The organism is Fusibacter sp. 3D3, assembly GCF_001748365.1.
Lineage (GTDB): Bacteria > Bacillota > Clostridia > Peptostreptococcales > Acidaminobacteraceae > Fusibacter_A.
This window is the reverse complement of record NZ_BDHH01000003.1, coordinates 362,751-386,052: the sequence shown is the minus strand read 5'-3', so window position 1 is coordinate 386,052 and position 23,302 is coordinate 362,751. Positions and strand designations below refer to the sequence as shown.

The 23,302-nt window shown below is 37.6% G+C and carries 24 protein-coding genes and 1 riboswitch; of the genes, 1 reads left to right on the top strand and 23 read right to left on the bottom strand.

What is annotated here, in order from left to right:
- Position 1: 1 nt before the first annotated feature.
- The 16 genes from F3D3_RS05730 to F3D3_RS05655 all read right to left on the bottom strand — a co-directional run bounded on the left by F3D3_RS05730 (position 2) and on the right by F3D3_RS05655 (position 18,568).
- Positions 2 to 1,321, bottom strand: a complete 1,320-nt coding sequence (locus F3D3_RS05730) for an AAA family ATPase (protein ID WP_069871995.1) — start codon at positions 1,319 to 1,321, stop codon at positions 2 to 4.
- Positions 1,318 to 2,673 (bottom strand): restriction endonuclease subunit S, encoded by a 1,356-nt coding sequence (locus F3D3_RS05725; protein WP_069871993.1) that lies wholly within the window; start codon positions 2,671 to 2,673, stop codon positions 1,318 to 1,320. The genes F3D3_RS05730 and F3D3_RS05725 overlap by 4 nt, the downstream gene beginning before the upstream one ends.
- Before the next feature lie 2 nt (positions 2,674 to 2,675).
- Positions 2,676 to 4,091 carry an N-6 DNA methylase gene (locus F3D3_RS05720; protein ID WP_069871991.1) on the bottom strand — a complete coding sequence of 472 codons (1,416 nt, stop codon included), beginning with the start codon at positions 4,089 to 4,091 and terminating at the stop codon, positions 2,676 to 2,678.
- A complete protein-coding gene (hsdR, locus tag F3D3_RS05715) occupies positions 4,091 to 7,351 on the bottom strand; it encodes a type I restriction-modification system endonuclease (RefSeq protein ID WP_069871989.1) in 3,261 nt (1,086 codons plus the stop codon). The genes F3D3_RS05720 and hsdR overlap by 1 nt, the downstream gene beginning before the upstream one ends.
- A 33-nt stretch (positions 7,352 to 7,384) precedes the next feature.
- Entirely contained in the window at positions 7,385 to 8,248 is an 864-nt protein-coding gene (gene dinD / locus F3D3_RS05710) for a DNA damage-inducible protein D (protein WP_069871987.1), read from the bottom strand.
- Positions 8,249 to 8,301: 53 nt separating this feature from the next.
- A complete protein-coding gene (locus F3D3_RS05705; RefSeq protein ID WP_069871985.1) occupies positions 8,302 to 8,895 on the bottom strand; it encodes an AbiEi antitoxin N-terminal domain-containing protein in 594 nt (197 codons plus the stop codon).
- Between the two features lie 176 nt (positions 8,896 to 9,071).
- Entirely contained in the window at positions 9,072 to 9,302 is a 231-nt protein-coding gene (locus F3D3_RS05700; protein ID WP_069871984.1) for a hypothetical protein, read from the bottom strand.
- Positions 9,295 to 10,284 (bottom strand): hypothetical protein, encoded by a 990-nt coding sequence (locus F3D3_RS05695; protein ID WP_069871982.1) that lies wholly within the window; start codon positions 10,282 to 10,284, stop codon positions 9,295 to 9,297. The genes F3D3_RS05700 and F3D3_RS05695 overlap by 8 nt, the downstream gene beginning before the upstream one ends.
- 418 nt (positions 10,285 to 10,702) lie before the next feature.
- A complete protein-coding gene (locus tag F3D3_RS05690; RefSeq protein WP_069871980.1) occupies positions 10,703 to 11,209 on the bottom strand; it encodes a GNAT family N-acetyltransferase in 507 nt (168 codons plus the stop codon).
- Positions 11,206 to 12,009 (bottom strand): ABC transporter ATP-binding protein, encoded by an 804-nt coding sequence (locus F3D3_RS05685; RefSeq protein WP_069871979.1) that lies wholly within the window; start codon positions 12,007 to 12,009, stop codon positions 11,206 to 11,208. The genes F3D3_RS05690 and F3D3_RS05685 overlap by 4 nt, the downstream gene beginning before the upstream one ends.
- The gene (locus tag F3D3_RS05680; RefSeq protein WP_069871977.1) at positions 12,006 to 12,794 is read right to left on the bottom strand and encodes an ABC transporter ATP-binding protein; all 789 of its coding nucleotides are present in this window, start codon (positions 12,792 to 12,794) and stop codon (positions 12,006 to 12,008) included. The genes F3D3_RS05685 and F3D3_RS05680 overlap by 4 nt, the downstream gene beginning before the upstream one ends.
- A 46-nt stretch (positions 12,795 to 12,840) precedes the next feature.
- Positions 12,841 to 14,442: an ABC transporter substrate-binding protein gene (locus F3D3_RS05675; RefSeq protein WP_069871975.1), complete on the bottom strand. Its 1,602-nt coding sequence runs from the start codon at positions 14,440 to 14,442 to the stop codon at positions 12,841 to 12,843.
- A 10-nt stretch (positions 14,443 to 14,452) separates the two neighbouring features.
- Positions 14,453 to 15,280, bottom strand: coding sequence for a nickel transporter permease (gene nikC, locus F3D3_RS05670; RefSeq protein ID WP_069871973.1), 828 nt, complete (start codon positions 15,278 to 15,280; stop codon positions 14,453 to 14,455).
- Positions 15,281 to 15,282: 2 nt separating this feature from the next.
- The gene (gene nikB, locus F3D3_RS05665) at positions 15,283 to 16,221 is read right to left on the bottom strand and encodes a nickel ABC transporter permease (protein WP_069871972.1); all 939 of its coding nucleotides are present in this window, start codon (positions 16,219 to 16,221) and stop codon (positions 15,283 to 15,285) included.
- A 30-nt stretch (positions 16,222 to 16,251) separates the two neighbouring features.
- Positions 16,252 to 17,568, bottom strand: coding sequence for an MATE family efflux transporter (locus tag F3D3_RS05660; protein WP_069871970.1), 1,317 nt, complete (start codon positions 17,566 to 17,568; stop codon positions 16,252 to 16,254).
- A 115-nt stretch (positions 17,569 to 17,683) separates the two neighbouring features.
- Positions 17,684 to 17,871: riboswitch (cobalamin riboswitch) on the bottom strand.
- A gap of 253 nt (positions 17,872 to 18,124) precedes the next feature.
- Positions 18,125 to 18,568, bottom strand: a complete 444-nt coding sequence (locus tag F3D3_RS05655; RefSeq protein WP_069871968.1) for a MarR family winged helix-turn-helix transcriptional regulator — start codon at positions 18,566 to 18,568, stop codon at positions 18,125 to 18,127.
- 211 nt (positions 18,569 to 18,779) lie between these two features.
- Here F3D3_RS05655 and F3D3_RS05650 point away from each other — a divergent pair, with 211 nt between their 5' ends.
- On the top strand, positions 18,780 to 19,253 hold the full coding sequence (locus F3D3_RS05650; protein WP_069871966.1) for a DUF2798 domain-containing protein: 474 nt from the start codon (positions 18,780 to 18,782) through the stop codon (positions 19,251 to 19,253).
- Positions 19,254 to 19,301: 48 nt separating this feature from the next.
- On the opposite strand, the gene F3D3_RS05645 is transcribed toward F3D3_RS05650, so the two are convergent.
- The 7 genes from F3D3_RS05645 to F3D3_RS05620 all read right to left on the bottom strand — a co-directional run bounded on the left by F3D3_RS05645 (position 19,302) and on the right by F3D3_RS05620 (position 23,201).
- The gene (locus F3D3_RS05645) at positions 19,302 to 19,622 is read right to left on the bottom strand and encodes a PLP-dependent transferase (protein ID WP_069871964.1); all 321 of its coding nucleotides are present in this window, start codon (positions 19,620 to 19,622) and stop codon (positions 19,302 to 19,304) included.
- A 40-nt stretch (positions 19,623 to 19,662) separates the two neighbouring features.
- On the bottom strand, positions 19,663 to 20,838 hold the full coding sequence (locus F3D3_RS05640; protein ID WP_069871962.1) for a MalY/PatB family protein: 1,176 nt from the start codon (positions 20,836 to 20,838) through the stop codon (positions 19,663 to 19,665).
- Between the two features lie 4 nt (positions 20,839 to 20,842).
- Positions 20,843 to 21,106 (bottom strand): hypothetical protein, encoded by a 264-nt coding sequence (locus F3D3_RS05635; RefSeq protein WP_175438304.1) that lies wholly within the window; start codon positions 21,104 to 21,106, stop codon positions 20,843 to 20,845.
- Entirely contained in the window at positions 21,103 to 21,252 is a 150-nt protein-coding gene (locus F3D3_RS25125) for a cation:dicarboxylate symporter family transporter (protein WP_139132026.1), read from the bottom strand. Before F3D3_RS25125 ends, F3D3_RS05635 begins: the two co-directional genes overlap by 4 nt.
- Positions 21,253 to 21,486: 234 nt before the next feature.
- Entirely contained in the window at positions 21,487 to 22,038 is a 552-nt protein-coding gene (locus F3D3_RS24580; protein ID WP_069871958.1) for a hypothetical protein, read from the bottom strand.
- A 29-nt stretch (positions 22,039 to 22,067) separates the two neighbouring features.
- Complete coding sequence (locus F3D3_RS24575) at positions 22,068 to 22,364, bottom strand: sigma 54-interacting transcriptional regulator (protein ID WP_069871957.1); 297 nt, start codon at positions 22,362 to 22,364, stop codon at positions 22,068 to 22,070.
- A 12-nt stretch (positions 22,365 to 22,376) separates the two neighbouring features.
- Positions 22,377 to 23,201, bottom strand: a complete 825-nt coding sequence (locus F3D3_RS05620) for an AraC family transcriptional regulator (protein WP_084388843.1) — start codon at positions 23,199 to 23,201, stop codon at positions 22,377 to 22,379.
- Positions 23,202 to 23,302: the final 101 nt, after the last annotated feature.

Here is a 23,302-nt window from a genome sequence, read left to right as displayed (position 1 = left end):
TTCATTTCATTTTCAACCTCGCTAATAAGTGTTCCGCCGTTATAAAAAATGGATCATCTTTGGATAAGATTGATTTAAGAATATCATATCCGTGTATAGCATCCTCATACTTTCCATGAACAGCAGTATTTCTAAACTCTTTAATAGCTTTTTCAACTTCACTAGGTCTCTTACCCACTTCCATTATTTCTTCAAGAACTTCAGATACATCTCGATTAAATGTATCCACAGCAGGATTATAAGCATTTCCATCTTTAAGAATGATAATATTTTCTTTACTCATTTTTCCAAGCGTCAAAGGCGAATGTGTCGTAAACAGAACTTGACCTCTAATATCAATTTCACTAAGAATATCAACAAATTGTCTTTGCCAGTTCGGATGCAAATACGAATCGAATTCATCTAAAAGGAATAAGGCTTTGTAATCTTTAGTAATTTCAAGTACAGATAATAACTGAGCTAACTGTTTTTCACCCTCACTCAAACTTTTATAGCTGAACTTATCATTTCCTTTAATTACATCAAACTCAATATTATCAATAACGTCCGCCTGATCTAACACCTTAAATATTGTAAACAAGCCTATTGCACCAATAGTTTCATCTTTTAAGGCTTCAATATCCTCGATTATTATTTTTGATTTGTTATTATCGATTATTGAATATATGCCCTTTTGTGCCAAACTATTTAATTCTTTACCAACAGTACCTATCGCCCCCCAGAAATCATTAGACTTACCAGTCTTACTCCATTTGGGTTTTTTCAAATTAATCATTATCGGAGTACAGATTTCTTTTATATCAACAATATCGCATATTTTCTTGAAAATTTCAGTGTTATAAATGTAACTAGTCAGAAGGCTTGCACCAAAATCATCAACAGTCAAATAAGTCATGTACTTTAAGGCAATTTCTTCATCTTTTTTTAGTATCTTGTCAAATCTTTTATCAATACTCTCATCTGAGAATTGTTTTAAACGTTTAGTCTCTCCTGAGTAATATAAAAAAATCATTTTTGGTAATGCAAATACCACATCTTTTTTAGAAACTTTTTCCCCATTTTTAGAGACTAGTATTTGATCATCAGCATTGTTTATTTTAAATTTATTATCATCAATTACATACTTTATACAAAACCTAAAATCAATTGATGTACCATCATTCAATGCAGTTGAAAATATGACACTTAATGCTTCAAGAATATTGGATTTACCACTTCCATTGTTCCCAATAATCGAATTGACGGTTGAGCCTTCTTCAAAATAGATCTCAAGTTCATTTAAGTTTTTGTATCCGTTCAAATAAACATACTCCAATTTCATATAAGCTCACCTCCGTCCTCATCAAACATTTTTTTAAGTAACCGTTTAGCGCTCTCTTCATAAGGATCATTTGTACCAAGTTCACCACGGAAAGCAAGGGCTAGAATTGATTTTCTCATAAGGTCAATATTGTTAGCACTTTCTAACAATTCTCTAGACTGAATTTCTTTTTCCAAAACAATATCAAGAATTTTAACAATCTCATTTTGTTCTAAAATCGAAGGTAGAGGTAATAATATTGATTTAAGTTTATTAGCATTCACACCTGGTTGAGCAATACCTGAGCTTAATTCGGTTATCTGATTCCAATATAACTGTGATTGGAGAAATTTATACAAGAACTCTGATGAAATTAAATCCATTCGTTTGATATTAATTCTAATAAGATATGAAGCAAAAACTGCATCAACATCGTCGATTATCATATAACTCTTTCCTGTGGTTGCACCAGTTCGTGCTACTACAATATCTCCAATATTCAATTTGTATTTCAAATAATCGTCATCACTTATTGGACAGTACGGAACAGTTTCCCACATTACTATTCCATCTTGAATATCAGTAATTCTAAGAAATTTAGGGCCGACATTTTCATTTTGTGCGCTTTCAGTATACCCATATTTTGTGTTTGCATATTCACCCAACACCACTTCTTCCCAACTCTCCATCCCACCCCCATTCTCTTCACGCCATTTCTTAGTAAGTTCCCCACTAAAAGCCTTATGAAGAATGGCAGCCTTTCTATTTTCAAAGGAATCAAGGGCATCCTGAATAAGCACTTTTGCCTGATCCAACTTTTCAAAAAGACTTTCGATTCGGTCTACGATGCGTTGTTGTTCAGCGAGAGGAGGGAGGGGCGTTGGAAATGACAATAATTCACCCTCTGACACTCTAGGTAGATTTATCCCCTTAGAATTATTTACGGCATATTCGATCAATTCGTTTGTATCTAACAAATAATTTGCAAATTTTTCGATTGTTGTTTCTTTTGTGTCCAAAACTAGAATATCAGTTGAACATACACCGTTAAATGATACAATATCATGTTTGTTTAAGTATGGCCTCAATTTACCATATAGTATCTGCCCTTTATTAAAAACATTTTTAAGACTTTTTAAATGTGTAGCAGAGTCAAAACCTATAATACCCGCTCCACTTCCAATATGCTCTAATCCAATATATTTTAACTCGTCGTCATCAAACTCATCCAATTTTTCTTTACAGACATCTATACAACTAGACAAACGAGTCCAAACCCAATTCTCCGGCACCTTATAAGGCCTTTCACTCTCAGGTACCAAAGCCTGCTCCAACAACTCATCTGGAGTCAAATTCTGTTTTTTCTTAGTCATACCTACTTGCCCTCCAATGAACGGAGTTCTTTCACCACGCTTTGAATCAAATCTACTGCTTCTTCAAGCTTGGCAATAATCTCTTCACCGCTTTCAATTGGGTCTTGAAGATCTTCATAATCTAAAATACTGTCATCACGAATAAGTCCTAAGTCAAGGCTGTTGTTTTTCTCTGCAATTTGTTCTCTGGTAAAGCATTTGAATCGCTCATCCTCCACTTTAGTTCGGTCTTCAGCAGTATATGCTTTTATGAAATCCTCAAAATGTTCTTCTTTCAGCGCATTGGTTTTACCAAAGTTCTGCATATTGGTTCTCAGGTCATAGAACCATACATTTTTAGTATTGTTCTTTTCCTTTTTGCCTCTTGTAAAGAACAGCACGTTGGTTTTTACGCCTTGTGCATAGAAAATACCTGTAGGTAGTCTGAGAATGGTGTGTAAATTACACTTGTCCATTAAGTCTGCACGAATAGATGCACCATCACCATCTGCAAAGAGAACATTATCTGGTAGAATGACCGCCGCTCTTGCCTTACCATCAGCTTTTAAACTTCTATAAATATGTTGCAGGAAATTCAGCTGTTTGTTGGATGTCGGATAGGTCAGGTCGTCTCGTGTCACACGTTCACCACCCTTTTTCGTTCCAAACGGTGGATTAGTGAGTACCACATCAAAGTCCTTCATGACCTTACCTTGATTGGTTAAAGTATCTGCAAATAGAATTTTGCTGTCAACATCATGAAGCATGGCGTTCATTAATGCCAGTCTATGGGTTTCGTGAACAAGCTCACAACCTGTAAAGGCTTCTTTCTTCTGAAACTCTTGTTCTTCTATAGAGATGTCAAACAAGTCATCGGTTTGACTTTTTACATGCATATCGGCAGCAATCATAAAACCAAAGGTTCCACAGGCTGGGTCATTACACTTCTCACCTGCTTTTGGATCAATGAGTTTTGTCATAATGTTAATGAGTACGCGTGGTGTAAAGTATTGGCCAGCACCTGATTTTTTCTCATTGGCATTTTTTTCAAGAAGGCCTTCATAAAGATTTCCAAGGCCTTCTTCCTTTGCAGAATACCAATCTAGTGCATCAATAGAGGTGATGATTTTCTCAAGGTTTTTAGGCTCTTCAATATTAGATCTTGCGCCTGAATAGATTTCTCTGATTCTACCCGTGCATTCATCGCCTAAGTGGGTTAATAGCACATTATAGAATTTTTTTAGTTCTACCCCTTGTTTTTTAACAAGCTGTTCCCAACGGTACTGTTCTGGTATAGAACCTTCTGTACCTGTTTCTTTTGCCATTTTTAAAAATAAAATATAGGTTAACTCCGTGACATATTGATGATAAGTGATCCCATCGTCTCTAAGGACATTACACAGGTTCCATAGTTTAGCTACTATTTCTTGATTATTCATTATGCTACATTGCCTCCATCGTCATATAGATAGTCATTGAGTTCACCAATGATGTCTTCCAGTTGATTTTTAAAGATTTTGTTAATTTTGTCAAAGCCACCTGCTGTCTTGAAAGAACCTGCATTGAAAGTGTTTTTATCCAGTACAGTTTCCAGTAATAAGTTCTTTTCAATGCGGTCAATCCAACCTATTTCCATTTTGCTAAAGCTGTGGTTTTTCTTAAGCCTTTCCACTGCTTTTTTTATACGTTCTTCATGGCTTAAGAGTGAAGATCCAAGGGCTTGCTGACGAATTAGGCTAATGATGTCCGCAGCGATGTCTTCGTTTTTGAGTTCTTTCATAGCGGTGTTCAGCTGCTGCTCTGTGAATTTATGTCTATCCAGTTCCAATCTCAAACTTTTCAGACTCTCTCTAGTGAGTTCTTTTGGTCTGGTGCAGACAATATTAAGTGCAGCGATTTTATTCATATTCTCAGATATGAAAGTTTTGAATTCTTCCAAATAGTCTTCTGGTTTCTTGCCTTCTCCATAGCCTCTTTCATGACTGAGTAACCGATCTTCTTTATCTGAAATAACAATGGGTCTTCTGCCATTGTTTGTTCCTTCGTTTAAAATTTCAAACAGTCTTTGGTGTTTAAGAATATGATTTTTCGCCAGTTCTGTTGGCATTTCTTTGATCTGGTCTACAAACTGGGTTGGGCTTAATCCGCCTGACAAATCTACAAAATGCGCCATGGCCTTTTCATTTAAGTTTCGCTTCTTTCTTTGAAGCTTTGCCATAATCATGTCAATTTGATTATCAATCTGCTTTTCAGTGGGTAGTTCTTTAAGGCCATTAATCAAGTCTTCAAAACTGGTGCTTGGATTAGCGACTACCGGCTTCATGGTGTTCACTGGCTCTAAAGACTCATAAACACCAATAGGATCATAAATTTCAAAATGAGACTTGCCGATTGTTGGACAAAGTCTTGTGGCACGACCAATCATCTGTTCAAATAGAATTCTGGATTTTACCCTTCTTAAGAAAACAAGTGTGGTAATTTCCGGCACATCTATCCCTGTTGTAAGCAAATCCACAGTGACAACTATGTTAGGATACTTTTCATTTTTAAACTTCTTAATGGCTTCAAGTACCTTTTTCTTATTGCCACCACCTACGCTGCCAGTGATTTTCATAATGGCTTCGTTGTCCACGCCTTGAGGCTCATAGATTTCTTTCAGGATTTTAACAACCATGTCCGCATGACTATCATCAACAGCGTATATCAGCGTTTTTCCATCGCCTTCAGGGTCTAACTCATTGGCAATTTCCTCAAGAACCGTTTTGTTAAATGACTCGGTAATGACCTGACGATTGAATTTTTCTACATCAAATTTCAGTTCATCTTCTAGTTCATCACTATTGATAATTTCTCCGGTGACTGGGTCATAAATGGCTACTGTATCACCTTTTTCATAAGTGATGCCATTTTTGCTGAGTTCCGTCGTAATCGTGTGAGGTGCGTCGTGATCTACCAAATACCCTTCTATAACAGCTTCACGGTACGTGTAGTTAAATACAGGCTTCCCGAATATTTCGCTGGTATGTAGGGCAGGCGTGGCCGTTAAAGCAATTTTGACGGCCTCAAAATAATCTATAACTGAGCGATATTTACTGATGTAATCGTCCTGATTGCGATAAAGGATTTCATCGTCTGCCATTTCCTTATCAAGAATATAACCCCTGTGGGCTTCATCCACCACAATGAGGTCGTAATCAGACACCGCTGGCATGATGGTTTCTTCGTTATATAAAATCCTTTTAACCAAACTTTGTACCGTGGCTACTTGAATTTTAGTTTCTTTTTCAATATCCTTATCTTCAAGGTTCTTGATGTTATAAATCTCATCAAGGGTCATTAAGTCTTCAATCTTAACTTCCTTGAATACATCCTGAGCTTGTTCACCCAGTGCAGAGCGATCTACTAAAAACAGAATACGCTTAAAGCGATCTGTTTTTAAGAATCTATAAATCATACCGAGTACGGTTCTAGTCTTCCCTGTTCCTGTTGCCATAGAAAGTAAAATGGTGCTTCGACCTGCTATCACAGCTTTTTCTGCTGCTTCTATGGCACTGATTTGATAATCTCTTAAGTTGAGTCCATCTGGGTCACTTAAAAGGTCATAAGTCATGGTTTTCAAAGTAGAATTGGCTGCTTCAATATCTTTTTCTAGAAGCTCCATAATACCGTCTGGACTCATCCAACCTTGCTGTGCTTTTGGAATATTAGACGTTTGCCGCACATCAAGAAACCAGATGCCAGATTTAGTCTCCAGTTGTTTTAAATACTTTCGTCCATTGGTTGCGAATAGTAGTGGTACTTTATAATCGTTCCACTGATTCACAAGATATTCAGCATGTTCTTCTTTGATGGTCATGGAGTAGTCTTTGCATTGATAATCAAGGACAGAAGGAATATCCACCACCATGCGTTTGGCTTCAATGATGCCAACAAGTTTAAGTCCAATAAATAAAGCATAGTCTGCGTAGCCATGATCACCCACTTTTGAATTGGTTGGCCATTCGGAAATTGCAATATTTTTGCCCTTTTCTGGTCTTGTCCCTTTTGAGTATCTTAGATGGTTTGTGTCTGCTTCCCAACCCACTTTTCTAAGTTGATCGTCAATCAAATAGCGGGTTTCTTTCTCAGATAGTTTCATCATTTCAGCTGCTGTTGACGCACGTTTAGCCCTCTCCGACTTTGTAATAGTCATAGAAGGCTGCTGATTTTTCATTTGCTCTGAGAGCTTTTGAATGAGTGCTTCTTTTTCTTTCAGTAAGTTTTCATAATCATTATCTTTGCTTTGATCTTCTGGTAAAACAAATGCTTCTGGTTGGTACTGCCAATCACCATAGGTTTGCATAAACCAGATTGCGAGGCTATATGCCATTTCCATGAGCGTTACACAATCATCAAAGGAATCATAATTATTATGTACAGCTTTATTTCTTGTGGTTCTTAATGAATACAAAATATCATCTATGTTCTGTGAAATCAGCCCTTCTCTTTTGAGAAGTTTGATTCGATTGGCATGGGTATTTTCAAATTCAGGCGGTTCAATGCCATCTAACTGAAGCATTAAATTCACAATGATTTCACCAAATAGCCCAAGCTTGATTAAGCATGAGTTAGTATCTGAATATAGATAGTTTTCTGCTGTCCCCCCTAAGCCTGATAACACAGGGAAGGATTTGTTGAGGAATTCAAAGTTTGACTTCATTTCATCCGCTCCTTGGTTTACGAGTTTTGCTCGTTATTCTTCATCAGAATTATTCGGTAATTTACCAGATTGAGAAGCAATTTTCTTCTCTTGAGTTTTTACTCTTCTCTCCAGCTTTTTTATATCTTCCGATGCCGGAAGTTCCTCCGGTTTTATGCCTCGTTGCCCAAGCATCTCTCGAACAGTTCTGTTGTTTTGAACATGTTCATCTGTAATTGGAACCTCACCCTGTAAATCTTTTTCTTCAACATTATAATTTGTCATCTCAGTGGCTAGATTTTTTGCTGCAATAGTTAAAGTTGGAAGGAAGTCAGCCAAAGGGCGATTTTCTTTAATATTTAATTTATTTTTCATTTCTTGAGTGTTGTTTCCTCCAAATAATGCACTATCTCCTTTAGCACGAATACGCCCAAATCCCGAATCATCTACACCTCTTTCATAGATGTTTTGAGACAACCTTTTTTCTGATTCTTTCAGTCTGCCTCTTGCTTCCATTCGCTCAATGTAGGTGATTCTTTCTTCAATTACCTCTTGTTTCCTAGTCTGCACTGCAAAATAACTCTGCGCAAAAGCAATCTCTTCTTTTCTAGGATCGCCATTCATCGCAATCAAGTAACAAGAGTATCTCGTCAACATATAATCCTTTATACTTCTAGTTGATCCACTGCCTATCTGAACCATTTTCGTGACCTCACGAAAATGGTCTGTTGCTTCAATGCCAGATGTTGCACATGAATCTATTGAGCGAGAGATCGCTTTTTCAAAATTTTCCCATCTCTCATAACCCAAAAGAGGCATCAGATCTCTTGCAAACCAAAATTCAACATCCGAATATTCTTCTCTTTGAACAATTATGTCAAACTCTCTTTTGATTATACCAACTCTTTTTTTGTCCATTCTGTAACCTCCAAATTTATATGACTTGCTCCAATAATCAAATTAATTATTTATTAAAGAAGCACTTCCAAATAAGATTGAAGCTTTGCTTCTACCTTTAACATCTTGCCATATTCACAGAGCAAAGCAATATTCTTATCCTTTCTTCTGACATACTTTTTAAAAGCGTCGGTTATGATTTGAATATCTGTCTTGTTGTGCTTTCTCAAAATATCGCATAAGGTTCTTTCCATGTTATAACCCCTTACCACATTCCCAGCAGGGGTTTTTACCTCGACTACGCCAAGGTCATACAATTCCACAATGACACGGTTACACTTCACATTTTCGCCCTTCACAGTTGATATGTTGTAATTATGTGGAAAGGTCATTTGGAACTTAGCAGGCGTCCTGTCGGTTAAATCAAATAAATAAAGTGCAGTTGCTCCAGAATAAATACCTCGCTTATAGCGAGCTTGAAGATTATACATTTCGTCTTCCCATGATCCTGCCAGCTGATAAACGCCTCGTCCTGTCCGTTCTAGCAAGCCTGTATCCACCATATATTTGAGATTTCCACGCGAAATTCCTGATTTTGTTACTTCGGCAGCCGTTATGACACCATTATTCTTTTTAATCATTTCCATAATCAGCTCAGTACTGGCCATAACACACCTTCTCTCAAAAATAAAAAAGACCCTACGCATATAATTATGACCCTCTTATGCGTAAAAGTCAAAATGTTTTTACTGAAATTTCCTGTTCAAAACTTTCTGAGCAAAACTATGTTTTGAACTTTTTCTTTTGAAAATGTCAAATAATGATTTTTAAATTTAAATTTTTCTTATGCTCTAAAAAACATTTTAACAACCTTTGTTGCAACCTTAGGTACTTGCTTTAGCGCACCTTTCTTAATTGCTGCTCCACCACCGAGAATACCAATTCCTGTTAAGCAGGCTAAAATCTTTTCTTTTTTTTCTTTTCTTTTTTGATTGCATAGTAAGCAATATTTATTATGAAGCGCTAGGCCATTACAGCTCCTCTTTTTACACTTTTTATGTTCTTTATTACTCATAAGTATTTTCCTCCAGATATACAGACTTATCTTCGTTTATATTCTGAATAAAATCAGCACAATTATTGACTAATTTTAGAGGCATGGAATAGAACTCTTGCGGTACTGATTCACAATTCCCAGAGGAGTAAATCAAATCCCAAGCTAAATATTTGATTTTTTTATACTCAATTTCTTTTAGCAAAACTTGCTTAATAAAAGTTTCATGTTCTTTGACAATTGCGAGTTGCGCTTTTGGTTCTCCTAATGCTTGAAATGAATATAGCGATAATTGAACTGCATTATTCATTGCAATAACTGCCTTATTTATATCACAAACCATTTTTTCCATATCTTTTGCCTTGGGTGATTTTTCTCCACCAAGTGCAATAATGTCGGATTTTATTTGAAAAGCGAGTTCAGCTCGAGCTGCATTTGCGTCAAGAATTGCTTGCATAAGCATTTGGCGTCGTAAATTTCCATCAGATATTGCTAAAGCCTGTATATAACAACTTCTACTACTTAATAACTTTGCATGACGGTCATCCCGTTGCCCCTGAATCAGTCTACCAAAGTTATACTCACATGCTTCCGATATTTCTTTAAGCCCATTCGCAATTTGGTTTAATTGATTTTGCATAGATAGACACTGCATTGCTCCTGTAACATCCGTTGGAACTTGCTTAGTACCTAGTGGAATATCTTTTATTTTCTTGTGTATTCCATATTTTTTCCCATTTAGAACTGCGTCTTTAACAGTAGTCCTAATTTGCAAAAAAAACATATCTGAAGCATCTTTGCATGGAATCATTTCAGCAGTACCATTTTGAAGTGCTTGTTTAATTTCATCCGAGAGCAAATCAAGTCTTGGTATATATTCAGTTTTTGATTTCAAATCTTCAGCTACATTTTGTAATGCAGTAACCGAATCAATGAATTGTTCGATTTTGCTTAGCAAGTTTTCTGATGTTTCTCTTATCGCAAGAAATTGTAAATCATCCATTGTGTACCTCCCATGAATCATAAAAGCAATATCTTCTCAGTTAAAGTCGTTACATATATTGTAAGCATTCTATCTCAATAAGTCAAAATTATGTTTGTAACCAATTTAATTTCTGAAAAATTTCATTCTGTCTATCAATAAAAAGAGACTTTAATGCCCAAATCTCAAAAAATCTGAGCACAAAAGTCAAATCATTTTCACTAAATCCACACATTCACCGTCGTATGCCCACCATTACATTTCACCTTATTCCCTGCTGTCCCAATGCCATAAGCACTCTGTTTATTCCTCTTCTTAAAACTAAATAGCAGTTGCTTTCTATAAAAGTCCCCTCTCGGACTCCCGTCAGACATTACCTGATTTTCCGCAGTCCCACTACGCACTCTATGTGTATGGTGCCCCGCTAGGGGTGATTCTTCTACAACCTCTTCTCCATATGAATGGTCTTAGAAGCGTCATCATCTTCCTTCGTGATCTCAAACCCCATCTTTAACCAAAAATCAAACCCACCTGGAAGCGTTCGGTGTGTATGCAAATAGATCTGCTCATACGCACTCGCCTTGCAAAAGTAAACCATCTTATGAAAAAGTTCTGACCCAACGCCTTTTCTGCGCCACTTTGAGTCCAAGTAGCATCTGCCAATTTCTGCTGTTTTGCTTTCATTATAAAGGCCTTTGATGGACTCAAATCGATCCACAAAACGTTTCACTGCAATCGTGCCGATCAAATCATGATTTGTATTAAAGGCGCCCAAAATAAGATGATCGTCATCTTCAATATAAACCGATTCGAGGGCCATTATATCATGATGAAACACGGGATGCCTGTCCATATCAAAGAGTTGCTTTGCCATGCCAAATAAAAACGTCTGTGCTTTTTCCACATCTTCTTTGATTAAGGGTCTAATATAAAACGCTGCGCTCATACTGCCTCCAAAACTTCCTTAATTTTTTTCATGTTAAATACAGACTCTAAAAGCTTTCTTGTATAGGGGTTTACAGCACTTTCCACAATGTCATTTCCCTTTAAAACTTCCACAATCTCGCCTTGATACATCACATAAGTTCTGTCGCAAAGACGCTCCGCAAGCGCGAGATCATGTGTGATGAACAGTGTAGAAAATTGATTGTTTTTTTTAAAATTCATTAAGAGTTCAATGATCTGTTTTTGAAGCGATACATCAAGTGCCGATGTGGCTTCATCGCATATGATTAAATCTGGATTAATACCGATTGACCTTGCGATAACCACCCTTTGCAGTTCACCACCACTGAGTTCATGAGGATATTTGTTGATATATGTTTCGCATAATCCCACCATTTTAAGCAATTCAAGTGCGCGTTTATGCGCTTCGCTTTTCTTCATATTCTCATAGTGTATAAAGGACTCCGACAGATATGTGCCGATTTTCATCTTAGGGCTAAAGGTGCTCAATGGCTCTTGAAACACCATCTGGACTTTTCGGTAGTAAGCTTTAAGTTCTTTTTTGGATAAGCAAGTGATGTCTTTGCCCTTAAAAAAGATTTGCCCTTTTGTAGCTGGAATTAAGTGTACAATCAATTTTGCGAGAGTGCTTTTCCCAGAACCACTCTCGCCGACAATCCCCACACACTCCCCCGCTTTCACTTCGATATTAACCGCTTTCAGCACTTGTCTATTTTCGCCTGTATTGCCTTTGAACGTTTTATGGATTTCTTTCATTTCAAGGATCAAATTTGCATTCATATGCCATGTCCTTTCAAAACAGGTATTGCATCAAGCAACACTCTTGTATAGGCCTTTTGCGGCGCTAAAATAATCTTTGATTTGGTATCGAATTCGATGACTTTACCCGCTCTCATAACCATAATGCGATCTGATAGGGTTGCCGCATAACCGAGATTATGGGTTACAATGATAAAACTCGTTTCAAAATCATCTCGATAGGCCATGATCTCACTTGCAATTTGGTTCTGTGTCATGGCATCCAGCGCACTGGTTGGCTCATCGGCTATAATCAGCTTAGGTTCCATTACAAGCGCCATCGCAATTGCCACTCGCTGCTTCATGCCACCGCTGAGCTGATACGGATAAGCGTTCATAATTTGATCTATATCCTTAAAGTGCATCTTCTTGAGAACGCTTTTGACCTTCTGAATAGCTTCTGCTTTACTGATATTGCGATGACTTCTGATGCTCTCCAAAAACTGCTTGCCGATTCTAATAATGGGATTGAGATACGAACTTGGATTTTGAAAAATATAAGCGATTTCACTACCTCTCATATTGCGCCATTCTTCTTTGCTCAGTTTATTTAAGTCTCGATGATCAAAAAAACAGGTCTGCGAAGTGGCGCGAGCACCATCAGGAAGCAAATTGATGATACTTCTTGCAAGTGTCGTCTTGCCACTGCCACTCTCACCCACAATACTGACGATTTCTTTGTAGTCAATATTGAAATCGATTCCCTCTAAAACTGTTTTAAGACCATATGAAACTTTAATCTCTTTAATTTCAAGTAATTTTTCCATACGTTTATAACCATCCTATTCGCATCCCTATCTGAGTTTAACACCACTATTTCACTGTTATACGGTCATCGATATAGTAGATTTCCGAAATAAATCTGTAGACGCCGCCCACATTTTTGCGCGTAACCACATTGCCTTCTTGATAGTATAAAAAAAGCGATGCCACATCTTCGATTAACATTTCTGAACCTTTGATGCCAAGGCTTTCTCGTTCGCTTCGGGCATCTGTTTTTTCAAGCGTATCACAAAGGGTATCAAAAGCATCACTTGTATACTTCCCATAGTTGCCTGCACTGCCTGACTTGTAACTCGCCGTTAAAAAGTACTCTGGATCTGCCGACGGTGCTGATGTCCATCTTTCCCACAACATATCAAAATCCCCTGACTTGGCCATATCAGCGTAGTTTTCCACTTGAATAACTTCAAGTCCAAGCCCTATAGCCTTGTACTGCGATTGCATTGCGATACCGATGTTGTTTGCATCGATGCCGTGATTGGTCCTCGATACATATTTGAGAACGATGTTCTTGCCCTCAGATTCTCTAATGCCATCTCCATCTGTGTCTAAAAAGCCTTCGGCATCTAGCAATGCCATCGCTTGTTCTGGATTATAGGTGTAATAGTCATCCCCCTCATATCCAAAGGGTAAGCTGTCATTAAAGGGCCCCTTTGCTGGAATGCCACTTACAATTTGCGTTGCATAAGTTGCCTTGTCCATCCCATAACTCAACGCTTGTCTAAAAGCTTTATTGCGCATATAGGGTTTGTCCATGTTCAATCTCAAAATGAAAACTCTCAAGTTAGGCCCTTTGTAAACCACATAGTTTTCGTCGTTTTCAAAAATGCCTAAATCTTTGGATTGGATTTGCGTTGCAAGGTCAATTTCTCCAGATTGAAGTGCCATGGTTCTAATCGTCCCATCTTGGATATACTTTACATTGACCACATCCACAGCGATATCACCGCTCCAGTGATTCGCATTTTTTTCAAGTGTCATGCCAAGTGCTGGATCAAAATTCACGACTTTAAAAGCCCCTGTACAAATGGGTGCATATTTAAAGTTTTCGTCTTTAGCCGCTTCTGTGTCCACGATGATAAAAACAGGATCCGTCAGCTTGTTGATGAGTGAGGTCTCTGGGGCTAAAGTCTTAATCGTCAAAGTTTGACCTTCTGCTTCTATAACGTCCACACCAAACTTCACATCATCTCGATCTGATATTTCAAGCGCTCTCTCGATAGAAGCCTTACATGCTGCGGCATCCACAGGCTTTCCATTTTGAAACTTAGCATCCTCTCGAATACGAAACACCGTTGTCTTTTCATCAATTTGCTCATATGACGCTGCTAAGACCGATTTAAACTTTAAGTTTTCATCTATCTGAACCAAGTTTTCACCAATGCCACAGCGTGTTAATGCCCAGCCATTCCAACCTTCAGTCGGTTCTAGATTTGGATCTAGCCAAAAGATAGCCATGTTGAGTGTCTTAAGACCACTTTCAGCCTCGCTTGAAGACGATGTCGTTAAATCTGCTGATTCTACTGATTCTGCTGCTTTTCCCGATTCATTGACGTCTTGAGGCGCTGACCCGCAGGCTACAAAAATAAAACTCATTGTTAAAATTAATAAACTGATCATCCACTTTTTCATAAATTTCTCCTTAGTTTGATTGCATATTTTTAGGATCTAATAAATCTCTCATCCTGTCGCCCAAAATGTTAAATACACCTACCACTATGAAAATTGCAAGCCCTGGATAGAGCAAGAGCCAAGGGGCAGTCTGAATATATGCCTTGCCTTCACTGAGCATACTGCCCCATTCGGGTGTAGGCGGTTGTACCCCTAATCCCAAAAAAGAAAGACCCGCCAGTGCAAGCATCATCCCCCCGATATCCATTGCCAATTGAACGATCAATGGGGATATGATGTTGGGCAAAATATACCTGAAAATAAGATCAAGCCCCCACACGCCTGCCATCTTAGCCGATTGTATATACTCAGTATTTTTCACTGACATTACCAGCATTCTCGTAAGTCTTGCATATTTCGTCCACCAAATCACCGCTAGTGCCAAAATCGTATTGACAATACCAGGACCCAGTATGCCCACAACGGCTATTGCAAATACAATATCTGGAAAAGCTAAAACGGTATCCACTAATCGCATTAAGAGCATATCCATAAAGCCACCCGAAAGTGCAGCTATGAGGCCAATCGTCACACCCAATACAAATACTAAACTCAAAAGAAAAAAGGTCATGCCAAGGGACACTTTTGCCCCATGTAGAATACGTGAAAGGATACATCGCCCCACCTGATCCGTCCCGAATAAGTATGTACTGCTGGGTTTTTCTAAAATGTGCATGAAATTGGGCTCTAATGGATCATGTGGTGCAAATATAGGGGCTATCATTGCCAATAAAACGATGAGCAACGCTACAAAAATCACTATTTTCTGATGTCTTGTTTCGCATCCTGAACTTAACATCCTCACACCCCCGCTTCTTCTTTGAGCATGGGATAAAGCATTTGAGATACAATATCCACCATGTAATTGACCCCTACATATATAAAAGCCATAAACAGAACATAGGCCTGAAGAATTGGATAATCTCTATTCGTTATGGCATTCAGTGCCATGGTGCCAAGACCAGGCCATGAAAATATATTTTCTACAATCGCCGTACCCCCAATTAAAAAAGCAACCGATAATCCCAAAAGCGTCAATATACTCAGCATGGCATTGGGCAACACATGTCCCCAGATGATGCGATGCTCTCTAATCCCTCTTGCACGTGCACCGATCACATAATCCTTGGTATACTCGTCTAAAACTGCTGCACGTATCTGCCTAATGTATTTTCCTGTAAGTGGGATCGCAAGGGTAAGTGAAGGTAAAAATATGCTTGCAAATGCATATTGATCTGCGATCTTAAACCAATGCAGTTTAACAGCGAAACAATATATGAGTATGAGGCCTAGCCAAAAGGACGGCATCGAAATTGCTCCAAAAGACAATCCTCTAATCAAGTAATCTGCTATTTTATTTTGCTTAATCGCAGATAATATGCCCAAACTTAAAGATGTCGTCACAAGAATCAACAGTGCTCCAAATGCCAATCTAAACGTCATCCCAATGCGATGTGCAATGATCGTGATTACAGGTTTTTTAAATGCATACGACTCGCCTAAATCCCCTCTCAAAACATTTCTAAGCCACTTAAAATACTGAACTAAAAAGGTCTCATTTAGCCCCATCTCTGCTCTTGTCCTTTCAAGCAATTCTTCCGTGGGCATCGTATCATGGGACAAGAGCATAATCTCAGCTGGATCACTTGGACTTAAATGGGATAAACCGAACGTAAAAAACGAAACGGTCAACATAACCATCAACATTTGTAGGCTTCTGCTTATAAAATAACGCTTCATAAAAATCCCCTCCCTTCTGTTGCGTTAACCTCACTCCGTACATACCACTAAAAAAGTTTTTTGAAAAAGCTTGTTCTTATATGCGACTAAGACCACACTTCGCGTTAGGCTAAAGAGTATAAAAGCAAGCCATAACCCATGATTTCCCCACTTCGGAATCGCGAACATATAAGTCAATACAAATATGCCTAGCGCTATGATCAGCGAGTTTCTGACGGGTCCCGTAAAGGTGCTCCCTGTATAAATGCCATAGTAGACCATGCCAATGCCGATGACATAAGGGAAGATCACAATCCAAATAAAGTAAGTTTTGCAAAGCATGATGACACTTTCTATATTGGTAAATAACCCAATAATTCCACTTTGAAAAGCAACTGACACGCCTGATAATAAAAAGCAGAAAATAATTGTATAAAAACTGGAAATTTCCATTACCGCCTTAAAAGCACCTTGATTGCCCTCACCTACACTTTTCCCAGTATAAATACTAGAGGCATTTGAAAGACCATCAAATATATATGAAATGATATACTGAATTTGAAACAACACTGCATTTGCCGCCAATATATCAGTTCCGAGTTCTGAACCTTTATTCATGAACATATTGGTCATAATGAGCAAGCATGTGGTTCTGATCATAAGATCCCGATTAACACGCATCATATCTTTTATAGCCTGACGGTCCACCATGCCCTCCCAATATGCTTTCGCTTTCAACAGATCAATCTTCTTAGAAATCATGACACTCCCTAGTAAAAAACTATAAGCTTGTGAAATCAAAGTGGCATAAGCGACACCTGCGATGCCCATTTTAAAGTGGAGCACAAATACAGCATCAAGGACGATGTTAAGCACGTTCGCGCTGATCTGCAAAAAGAGTGTTTCTTTCACGTGCTTTCTGCCCATCAACCAACCGATGTTCACATAACCTATGAGTACACAAGGCGCTCCCCAAATAAGTATTCTAAAATAGGTCATCGCATATTCGATCACTTCCGAGTCTGGATTATAGATCAAAACAGCACCCTTTGCCAGAATCCCTTGAAAGAGTACAAAGACCAGTCCAACAATACCCGCAATCATCAGTGGTCTAAAGTAAGCATAGTAAGTGTCCGATGCTTTCTGACTCCCATAGGACTGTGCTGAAAAACTGGAAGTACTCACTCTTAAAAAACCAAAGAGCCAGTAAATGGTGTTAAAAATGACAGCGCCTATTGCCACACCCCCGATATACGCTGAATTATCCAATCTACCTATAATTGCAGTGTCTACTGCACCTAAAAGCGGCTGCGTTACGGTCGACAAAATTAAGGGAATTGCAAGTGATAAATAAGCTTTATGTGTCATTTGTGCGCTCCTATTTTTAATGATTTACACTAAAAAAGCCTCTCAGCATATGCTAAGAGACTTTTCCCATCTAAAAAGTAACTCAAATTAATTCGTCTGAAATAAATCCCCTTCCGACTAATCTCAACATAAAGGCAGGTCTCCTGACTTGTAGTTCATCCGCCTTCTAACCTTCCCAGATGTCATTGACATCCAGTGGTTTATTTAGAATTTGTCACTACTTACAGTGGTGGGTCCGTGCCGGATTTGAACCGGCTTTCCTATTCTCCTCTTTTCAGAGGCACCTTAATGCATTTTCTATTTAATTCTACATAGATTGTATGCTATGACGATTTATAGCCATAATTGTTATATACTTGTGTCTTTTATGATTATACAAATTAATTCGAAAAAAAACAATACTTTTCTTAGAAATCAAAGCGTCTACTCAGTCCGCTTCGCTACCTTCGTAACACTTGCACAATCCTATCGGATTGCATTCAGTGGGCGTTTGGACTCCCACTGAATTAGGCATATGAACCCCCACTTTGAGAAGTGGGGGACATCTCCTCAAGGGTTATATTGATGTTTTATCATTTATCCAATTTTTTCTCAAGGCATTTTTCATCGTTTCCACAAACTCAATGCCAAGGTTTGAAGCAATTTCTGCTTCTATTTTGGCTTTTATCTTTGACATTTCACAGCAAAATGCCTCCCCTTTTGGTGTCAAACCTAATAACTTATTCCGCTTATTAGCCTCGCTAGACTGAATAGAAATATAGCCATGATCCATTAATTTCAAAGTACATTTATGTGCTGCTTGCCTAGAAATATTAAGTTCTCTAGCACTTTCAGCCATTGTAATTTCTCGTTTACTCACCATTGCCAGCAAGTGGGATTCTGTATCATTTATAGTCTCGCTATTTTCTTCATGCCATAACCTTAATACTTCTTCTCTCAATTTTTTATGTTTTTCACTTAATAAATCCACAAGGGTTAACGCTTTTAAATATTCACTCATCTCTCTCTCCCCCTATTCTTTAATCACTGTAACCTGTTTAAACTTTTATTTTCAACTTAAAATGCAAAGTACTTAAAAAACACTAATATTAATTTTAGTCAACTTGGTTGACAAATATATTGTATCAATGCTATAATACATTGTCAACCAGATGAGCTGAATAAATTTCATTCGATATCATTTGGCAATATTTTATTTAAGGAGATCTATTTTGGGAAAAAATAAGAAAGAAAATTTTATATTCACGTTAATCTGCTGTTTCTTAATGGTTTTAGGGATGACTTTTTTCAACGTCATCTTAATGCAAGGGATTCATAACCTAAACTTTAAAGCTATTATGTTAGGCTTTATTCCTATTTTTTTTATTGCACTTGTCATGGACTGGTTTTTCGTCGGGAAAATGGCTAAATCAATTGCTGCAAAAGTATCTAAAGAACATTTCCCAATGATAATGAAGGTGCTTATTATTTCGTTTTTCATGGTTTGTGGTATGTGTCTCTCCATGACTCTGATCACTCTAATTTTGCATACTGGGATTTCTGCTCACCTACCAATCCTATTTGTTAACGCTCTATGGAAAAATTTCTTAGCGGCAATACTCCTTCAATTTATAATCGTTGGCCCTATCGCAAGGACAGTGTTTTTTAAAATGTTTCCTGTTAGAGCGCACTTTGAAGCACACTGATTATCATGTATAAAAAAGTCCTTAAACACTCTCATGCATTGAGATTATTTAAGGACTTCTTTGCTCTATTTTATGCTTTTGAAACTCTGAAAGCCCAAGAAGTGCTGTGGAAACTGCTGACATCCTAGTACTCGTATAAAGGCCTGAATCTATATCGTCTAGCGCCACCATTCTTGCTGCAACTCCATTTGTGTTTGGATTGCCTAAACGTGTGTACTTATAACCACTATCTCGCCCTGCAAAGCATTCTCCACCTTGATTGCAGTCATCAAAGACAAATGTCGATGTTTGATACAGTGGGCTCACATGAGCGCCAAATTGTTTATCGTGAATTGTACCATAGTGTATTGCTTTCGTATTAAATTTCATGTTTCTATCTCATCTTATGTCTTTTATCACTTTTATCGCCTTATTTTATACTTTTTACAGCATTGCTTAACTTCATTAAACCTTCTTCTAACATGGATTTTGGACAAGCTAAGTTAAGTCTCATAAAGCCTTCACCAGAATCGCCAAACCAATAACCGCTATCAAGGGCTAATTTTGCTTTGTTTATAAAAAGATCATCAAGTGCCTCATTTGAAAGCCCAAGTGTTTTACAATCAATCCACATCAAGTAAGTTGCTTCCATTGGCATAGGCTTTATTTCTTGGATATGCTTTTCGATGTAATGCTTTGCAAAAATAATATTACTTTCAATATAAGCCAAGAGTTCATCCACATAAGAAGCTCCTTGCTCATAGACAACTTGTGTCAATTCTCTACTGAAAACGTTGGATCTATTCAAATCTAATAAACCCAATTCTTCTCGATAAGTTTTCATCATATCACTGTTTTTAATAAGACAATAAGCGCTATGAAGCCCTGCGATGTTAAAAGTTTTACTAGGTGCTGTGCACACAATGACGTTCTCATCAAACTCAGGCCCTAATTTTCCCAATGAATAATGGACAGCGGGCTTATAAACAAGATCAAAATGAATTTCATCCGATATCAATAGGACCTTGTTTTCTTTGCAGATATGTGCGATTTTTAAAAGCTCTGCTTCTTTCCAAACACGGCCTACGGGATTATGCGGACTACAGAGTAGCATCATCGTGCAATCAGGGTCTTGTGCTTTTTGTCTTAAATCCTCAAAATCGATTTCATAACGGTCTCCGTTTAAAACCAAAACATTATCGGTTACCACACGTCTGTTTTTTTCGATAATCGCTTTAAAAGGATAGTATACTGGCGATTGAATGAGAATTTTTTCACCCGGTTTCGTAAACAGACGGATCATCATATTGAGTAAAAAAACGACGCCTGGTCCATACTCGAGATCACTCTTTTGAATCACGACACCATGTCTTTTATCTAGCCAATTTGCCACAGCATCATAATATTCAGGCATACGCTTCGTATAACCAAAAATCCCATGATTTACTCTCTCTTTTAAGGCATCTAACATAAACTGCGGTGCTTTAAACTCCATATCCGCAACCCAAAATGGCATTAAATCTGCTCTTCCAAACTTTAAATCCATTTCTTCATACTTAACAGAACTTGTATTGATTCGGTTTACTTTTTCGTCAAATTTAGACATAGATTCACTTACCTTTCTTTAATTGCTCTATTGATCTAACCCACTTTAACCTCTTGTAAGACTTCATAAGTGTCGTAGGCGCAATGCCATCCATATGAATCGTAGCCCCTCCTTGATCCCACGTGTGCCCCGCATAATAAGCATATGCAGTGAAGCATATTAAGAAATAAAAGATGGAAATAATAATAACAGAAGCTATAATGCCCGTTACAAAAAATATAAGTAATGCACTTTTAAGAATTTTGCCAAGTCTATTCATATTGGTCATCTTCGCAACCAACTTGAAAGACTAAAAAATACCAGTGGTACTACTGCTGTAAATATTAGATTCAAGAATATTTGACCAAAAGGCTTGAACATTTGAGTCTTTTCCTCCATAATCGCACCAATGATACAACCCGTAATGCTCCTCATTAATAGCAACGTCACAAATTGGTACTATTTGGAAAATGAACGTTTCGAAATAATCTCAGACATATTAACCTCCCCATATAATGTTTCTCTATCGACACCGACGCACTCATACTTAACGCAATTCTGATGCCAACTGTTAAGAAATCGTCATACGCATCTGGTAACCCACTTCTCACTAAAATATTGAAAACTTTTACACGTAAAAAAGGGTTAATGGGCGATTTAAAACGCCCTTTAACCCCTTTTGCAAAATAATTTGATTACATTCTTTTGCGGATGCCCTTTGACCCATTCTATCCCTTTAGGTGAAATCGTACTGCCACCTCTTCCCGAGCTTACAGATATTAACCCTTTATCCTTAAAGGTGTTCATAATGGCACGGATATCATATTCACTCATATAGAGCGCGGATTCAAAAGCCTTTTCAGAGATACGTCTTCTTCCCAATTGCTTTCGTCTTAAAAAACTGTCATATAATAACAAAAGTACAAATGATTCACGATCAGTCAATGCATCGACAATTTCAGCCCGAACGTCATCACTGAATTTACCACTGAACTCACCCTTAGTATACCTTTGCTTTGGCATATAATGTTTTCCTTGTATATCATCCATATAATGTGGTAAATCTTCCATTGAAATAAATGCTCTGCCTATATTTTTAAAAAACTCAATGCCCTTCTTGAGTTCTCTGATATCGTCTTTCCAATCATAGCCCTCGAAAAAGGCAATGACCTCATCTGATAATGAAAACGGATAACCTTCTTTACTCTTTATGGACTCCATCAAAACCGTTATATCTTCTATACGTTCTCTTAAAGCGGGTATGTGAAGTGGTAATTGAATCTATAAAAATGATCTTGTCTAAAATGACCCTTTTCCACTTCTCTTAGCAAATTCTTATTCGTAGCAGCAATCACTCTAAAATTGACTTTGATAATTTTATTGCCCCCGACGCGCATCACTTCTTTCTCTTGAATAACACGCAGTAATTTTGCTTGTAAATCTAAAAACAGCTTTCCAATTTCATCCAAAACAAAGTGCCATTGTGAATGACCTGAGCCGTGAGTTCTTTTCCAGTGCCGCTTTAACCTGCCCAGTTTTCTTCTCACAGCATCCCCTTTTTACTCTGCTTTTATGTACTGAAATGGTGTCATCCCTGTGGCCTTTTTAAACTCTTTTGAAAAATGCGCTTGATCGTAAAAACCGGCTTCTAGAGCAACCTTTACAAGATTATTTTCACTTTTCAATAAATGCTTTGCATGATTAACTTTTAGTTGTAACTGATAAGCACTAGGCGTCACATTATAAAGCCTTTTAAAGCGTCTTATAAGATTAAATTTATTAAAATCGAATTCAGTTGCAATTTCATCTAGACTTAAACTGTCTAAAAAATGTGCTTCTATATAAACTCTAATACGTTCCATCACAAGATCATGTTCTTTGGAAATGCGCACCTCAATAGAATCCACAATCGTATTGATGCAATCTATGATTTCAACTTCTTTTAAAAAGTCATCGCGTTCTGATTTTAAAATACTTGTGAGATTTTTGATCTTATTATATTCTGATTGCCCTAGTTTAGCAATTCCTATTTTTAAATCTGGACTTAAAGCATCCGCCAAAGCGTCCCTAAAACTGTCCTCTAAATAAATCATCGTAAAGGACCAATTATGAATATCTTTTGGCTGACAATTGTGAACGACATAAGGCATGATGATCACCGCATCCCCTTCGCCGAATTCATAGTCAACTTCATTAATGGTTAGAACGGTATCACCTTTTTCAATGATACCAATAGCGAGTTCCGAGTGTAAATGTGGCTTATAAGCATGAGGGTGCGAATCATTAATTTTCACTTCAATCATGTCATAAAAACGGGTGGTTTCAAATTTACTTTTGCCCATGAGTTCACCTTCTTTCTCATATTTGCATATAATCAGATTCATGCCTAATCAGATTCACACCTAATCACAGCCCATACATGCTCCTCTGTTATACGACGATGAGGAGATGGTTACACTTTTCGTATGCGTCCTACTTGAATCAA

What these genes read in the sequence shown, in the direction of transcription:
- F3D3_RS05645 (WP_069871964.1), bottom strand. Translation starts at nt 19,622, where the DNA reads ATGAAATTTAATACGAAAGCAATACACTATGGTACAATTCACGATAAA.
- dinD (WP_069871987.1), bottom strand. Translation starts at nt 8,248, where the DNA reads ATGGACAAAAAAAGAGTTGGTATAATCAAAAGAGAGTTTGACATAATT.
- F3D3_RS05640 (WP_069871962.1), bottom strand. Translation starts at nt 20,838, where the DNA reads ATGTCTAAATTTGACGAAAAAGTAAACCGAATCAATACAAGTTCTGTT.
- F3D3_RS05730 (WP_069871995.1), bottom strand. Translation starts at nt 1,321, where the DNA reads ATGAAATTGGAGTATGTTTATTTGAACGGATACAAAAACTTAAATGAA.
- F3D3_RS05680 (WP_069871977.1), bottom strand. Translation starts at nt 12,794, where the DNA reads ATGGAAAAATTACTTGAAATTAAAGAGATTAAAGTTTCATATGGTCTT.
- F3D3_RS24580 (WP_069871958.1), bottom strand. Translation starts at nt 22,038, where the DNA reads ATGGAGTCCATAAAGAGTAAAGAAGGTTATCCGTTTTCATTATCAGAT.
- F3D3_RS05655 (WP_069871968.1), bottom strand. Translation starts at nt 18,568, where the DNA reads ATGAGTGAATATTTAAAAGCGTTAACCCTTGTGGATTTATTAAGTGAA.
- F3D3_RS05685 (WP_069871979.1), bottom strand. Translation starts at nt 12,009, where the DNA reads ATGAATGCAAATTTGATCCTTGAAATGAAAGAAATCCATAAAACGTTC.
- F3D3_RS05660 (WP_069871970.1), bottom strand. Translation starts at nt 17,568, where the DNA reads ATGACACATAAAGCTTATTTATCACTTGCAATTCCCTTAATTTTGTCG.
- F3D3_RS05725 (WP_069871993.1), bottom strand. Translation starts at nt 2,673, where the DNA reads ATGACTAAGAAAAAACAGAATTTGACTCCAGATGAGTTGTTGGAGCAG.
- hsdR (WP_069871989.1), bottom strand. Translation starts at nt 7,351, where the DNA reads ATGAAGTCAAACTTTGAATTCCTCAACAAATCCTTCCCTGTGTTATCA.
- F3D3_RS05700 (WP_069871984.1), bottom strand. Translation starts at nt 9,302, where the DNA reads ATGAGTAATAAAGAACATAAAAAGTGTAAAAAGAGGAGCTGTAATGGC.
- F3D3_RS05705 (WP_069871985.1), bottom strand. Translation starts at nt 8,895, where the DNA reads ATGGCCAGTACTGAGCTGATTATGGAAATGATTAAAAAGAATAATGGT.
- F3D3_RS05720 (WP_069871991.1), bottom strand. Translation starts at nt 4,091, where the DNA reads ATGAATAATCAAGAAATAGTAGCTAAACTATGGAACCTGTGTAATGTC.
- F3D3_RS05620 (WP_084388843.1), bottom strand. Translation starts at nt 23,201, where the DNA reads ATGAATCTGATTATATGCAAATATGAGAAAGAAGGTGAACTCATGGGC.
- F3D3_RS25125 (WP_139132026.1), bottom strand. Translation starts at nt 21,252, where the DNA reads ATGAGGAGCATTACGGGTTGTATCATTGGTGCGATTATGGAGGAAAAG.
- F3D3_RS05695 (WP_069871982.1), bottom strand. Translation starts at nt 10,284, where the DNA reads ATGGATGATTTACAATTTCTTGCGATAAGAGAAACATCAGAAAACTTG.
- F3D3_RS05675 (WP_069871975.1), bottom strand. Translation starts at nt 14,442, where the DNA reads ATGAAAAAGTGGATGATCAGTTTATTAATTTTAACAATGAGTTTTATT.
- F3D3_RS05635 (WP_175438304.1), bottom strand. Translation starts at nt 21,106, where the DNA reads ATGACCAATATGAATAGACTTGGCAAAATTCTTAAAAGTGCATTACTT.
- F3D3_RS05690 (WP_069871980.1), bottom strand. Translation starts at nt 11,209, where the DNA reads ATGAGCGCAGCGTTTTATATTAGACCCTTAATCAAAGAAGATGTGGAA.
- nikB (WP_069871972.1), bottom strand. Translation starts at nt 16,221, where the DNA reads ATGAAGCGTTATTTTATAAGCAGAAGCCTACAAATGTTGATGGTTATG.
- nikC (WP_069871973.1), bottom strand. Translation starts at nt 15,280, where the DNA reads ATGTTAAGTTCAGGATGCGAAACAAGACATCAGAAAATAGTGATTTTT.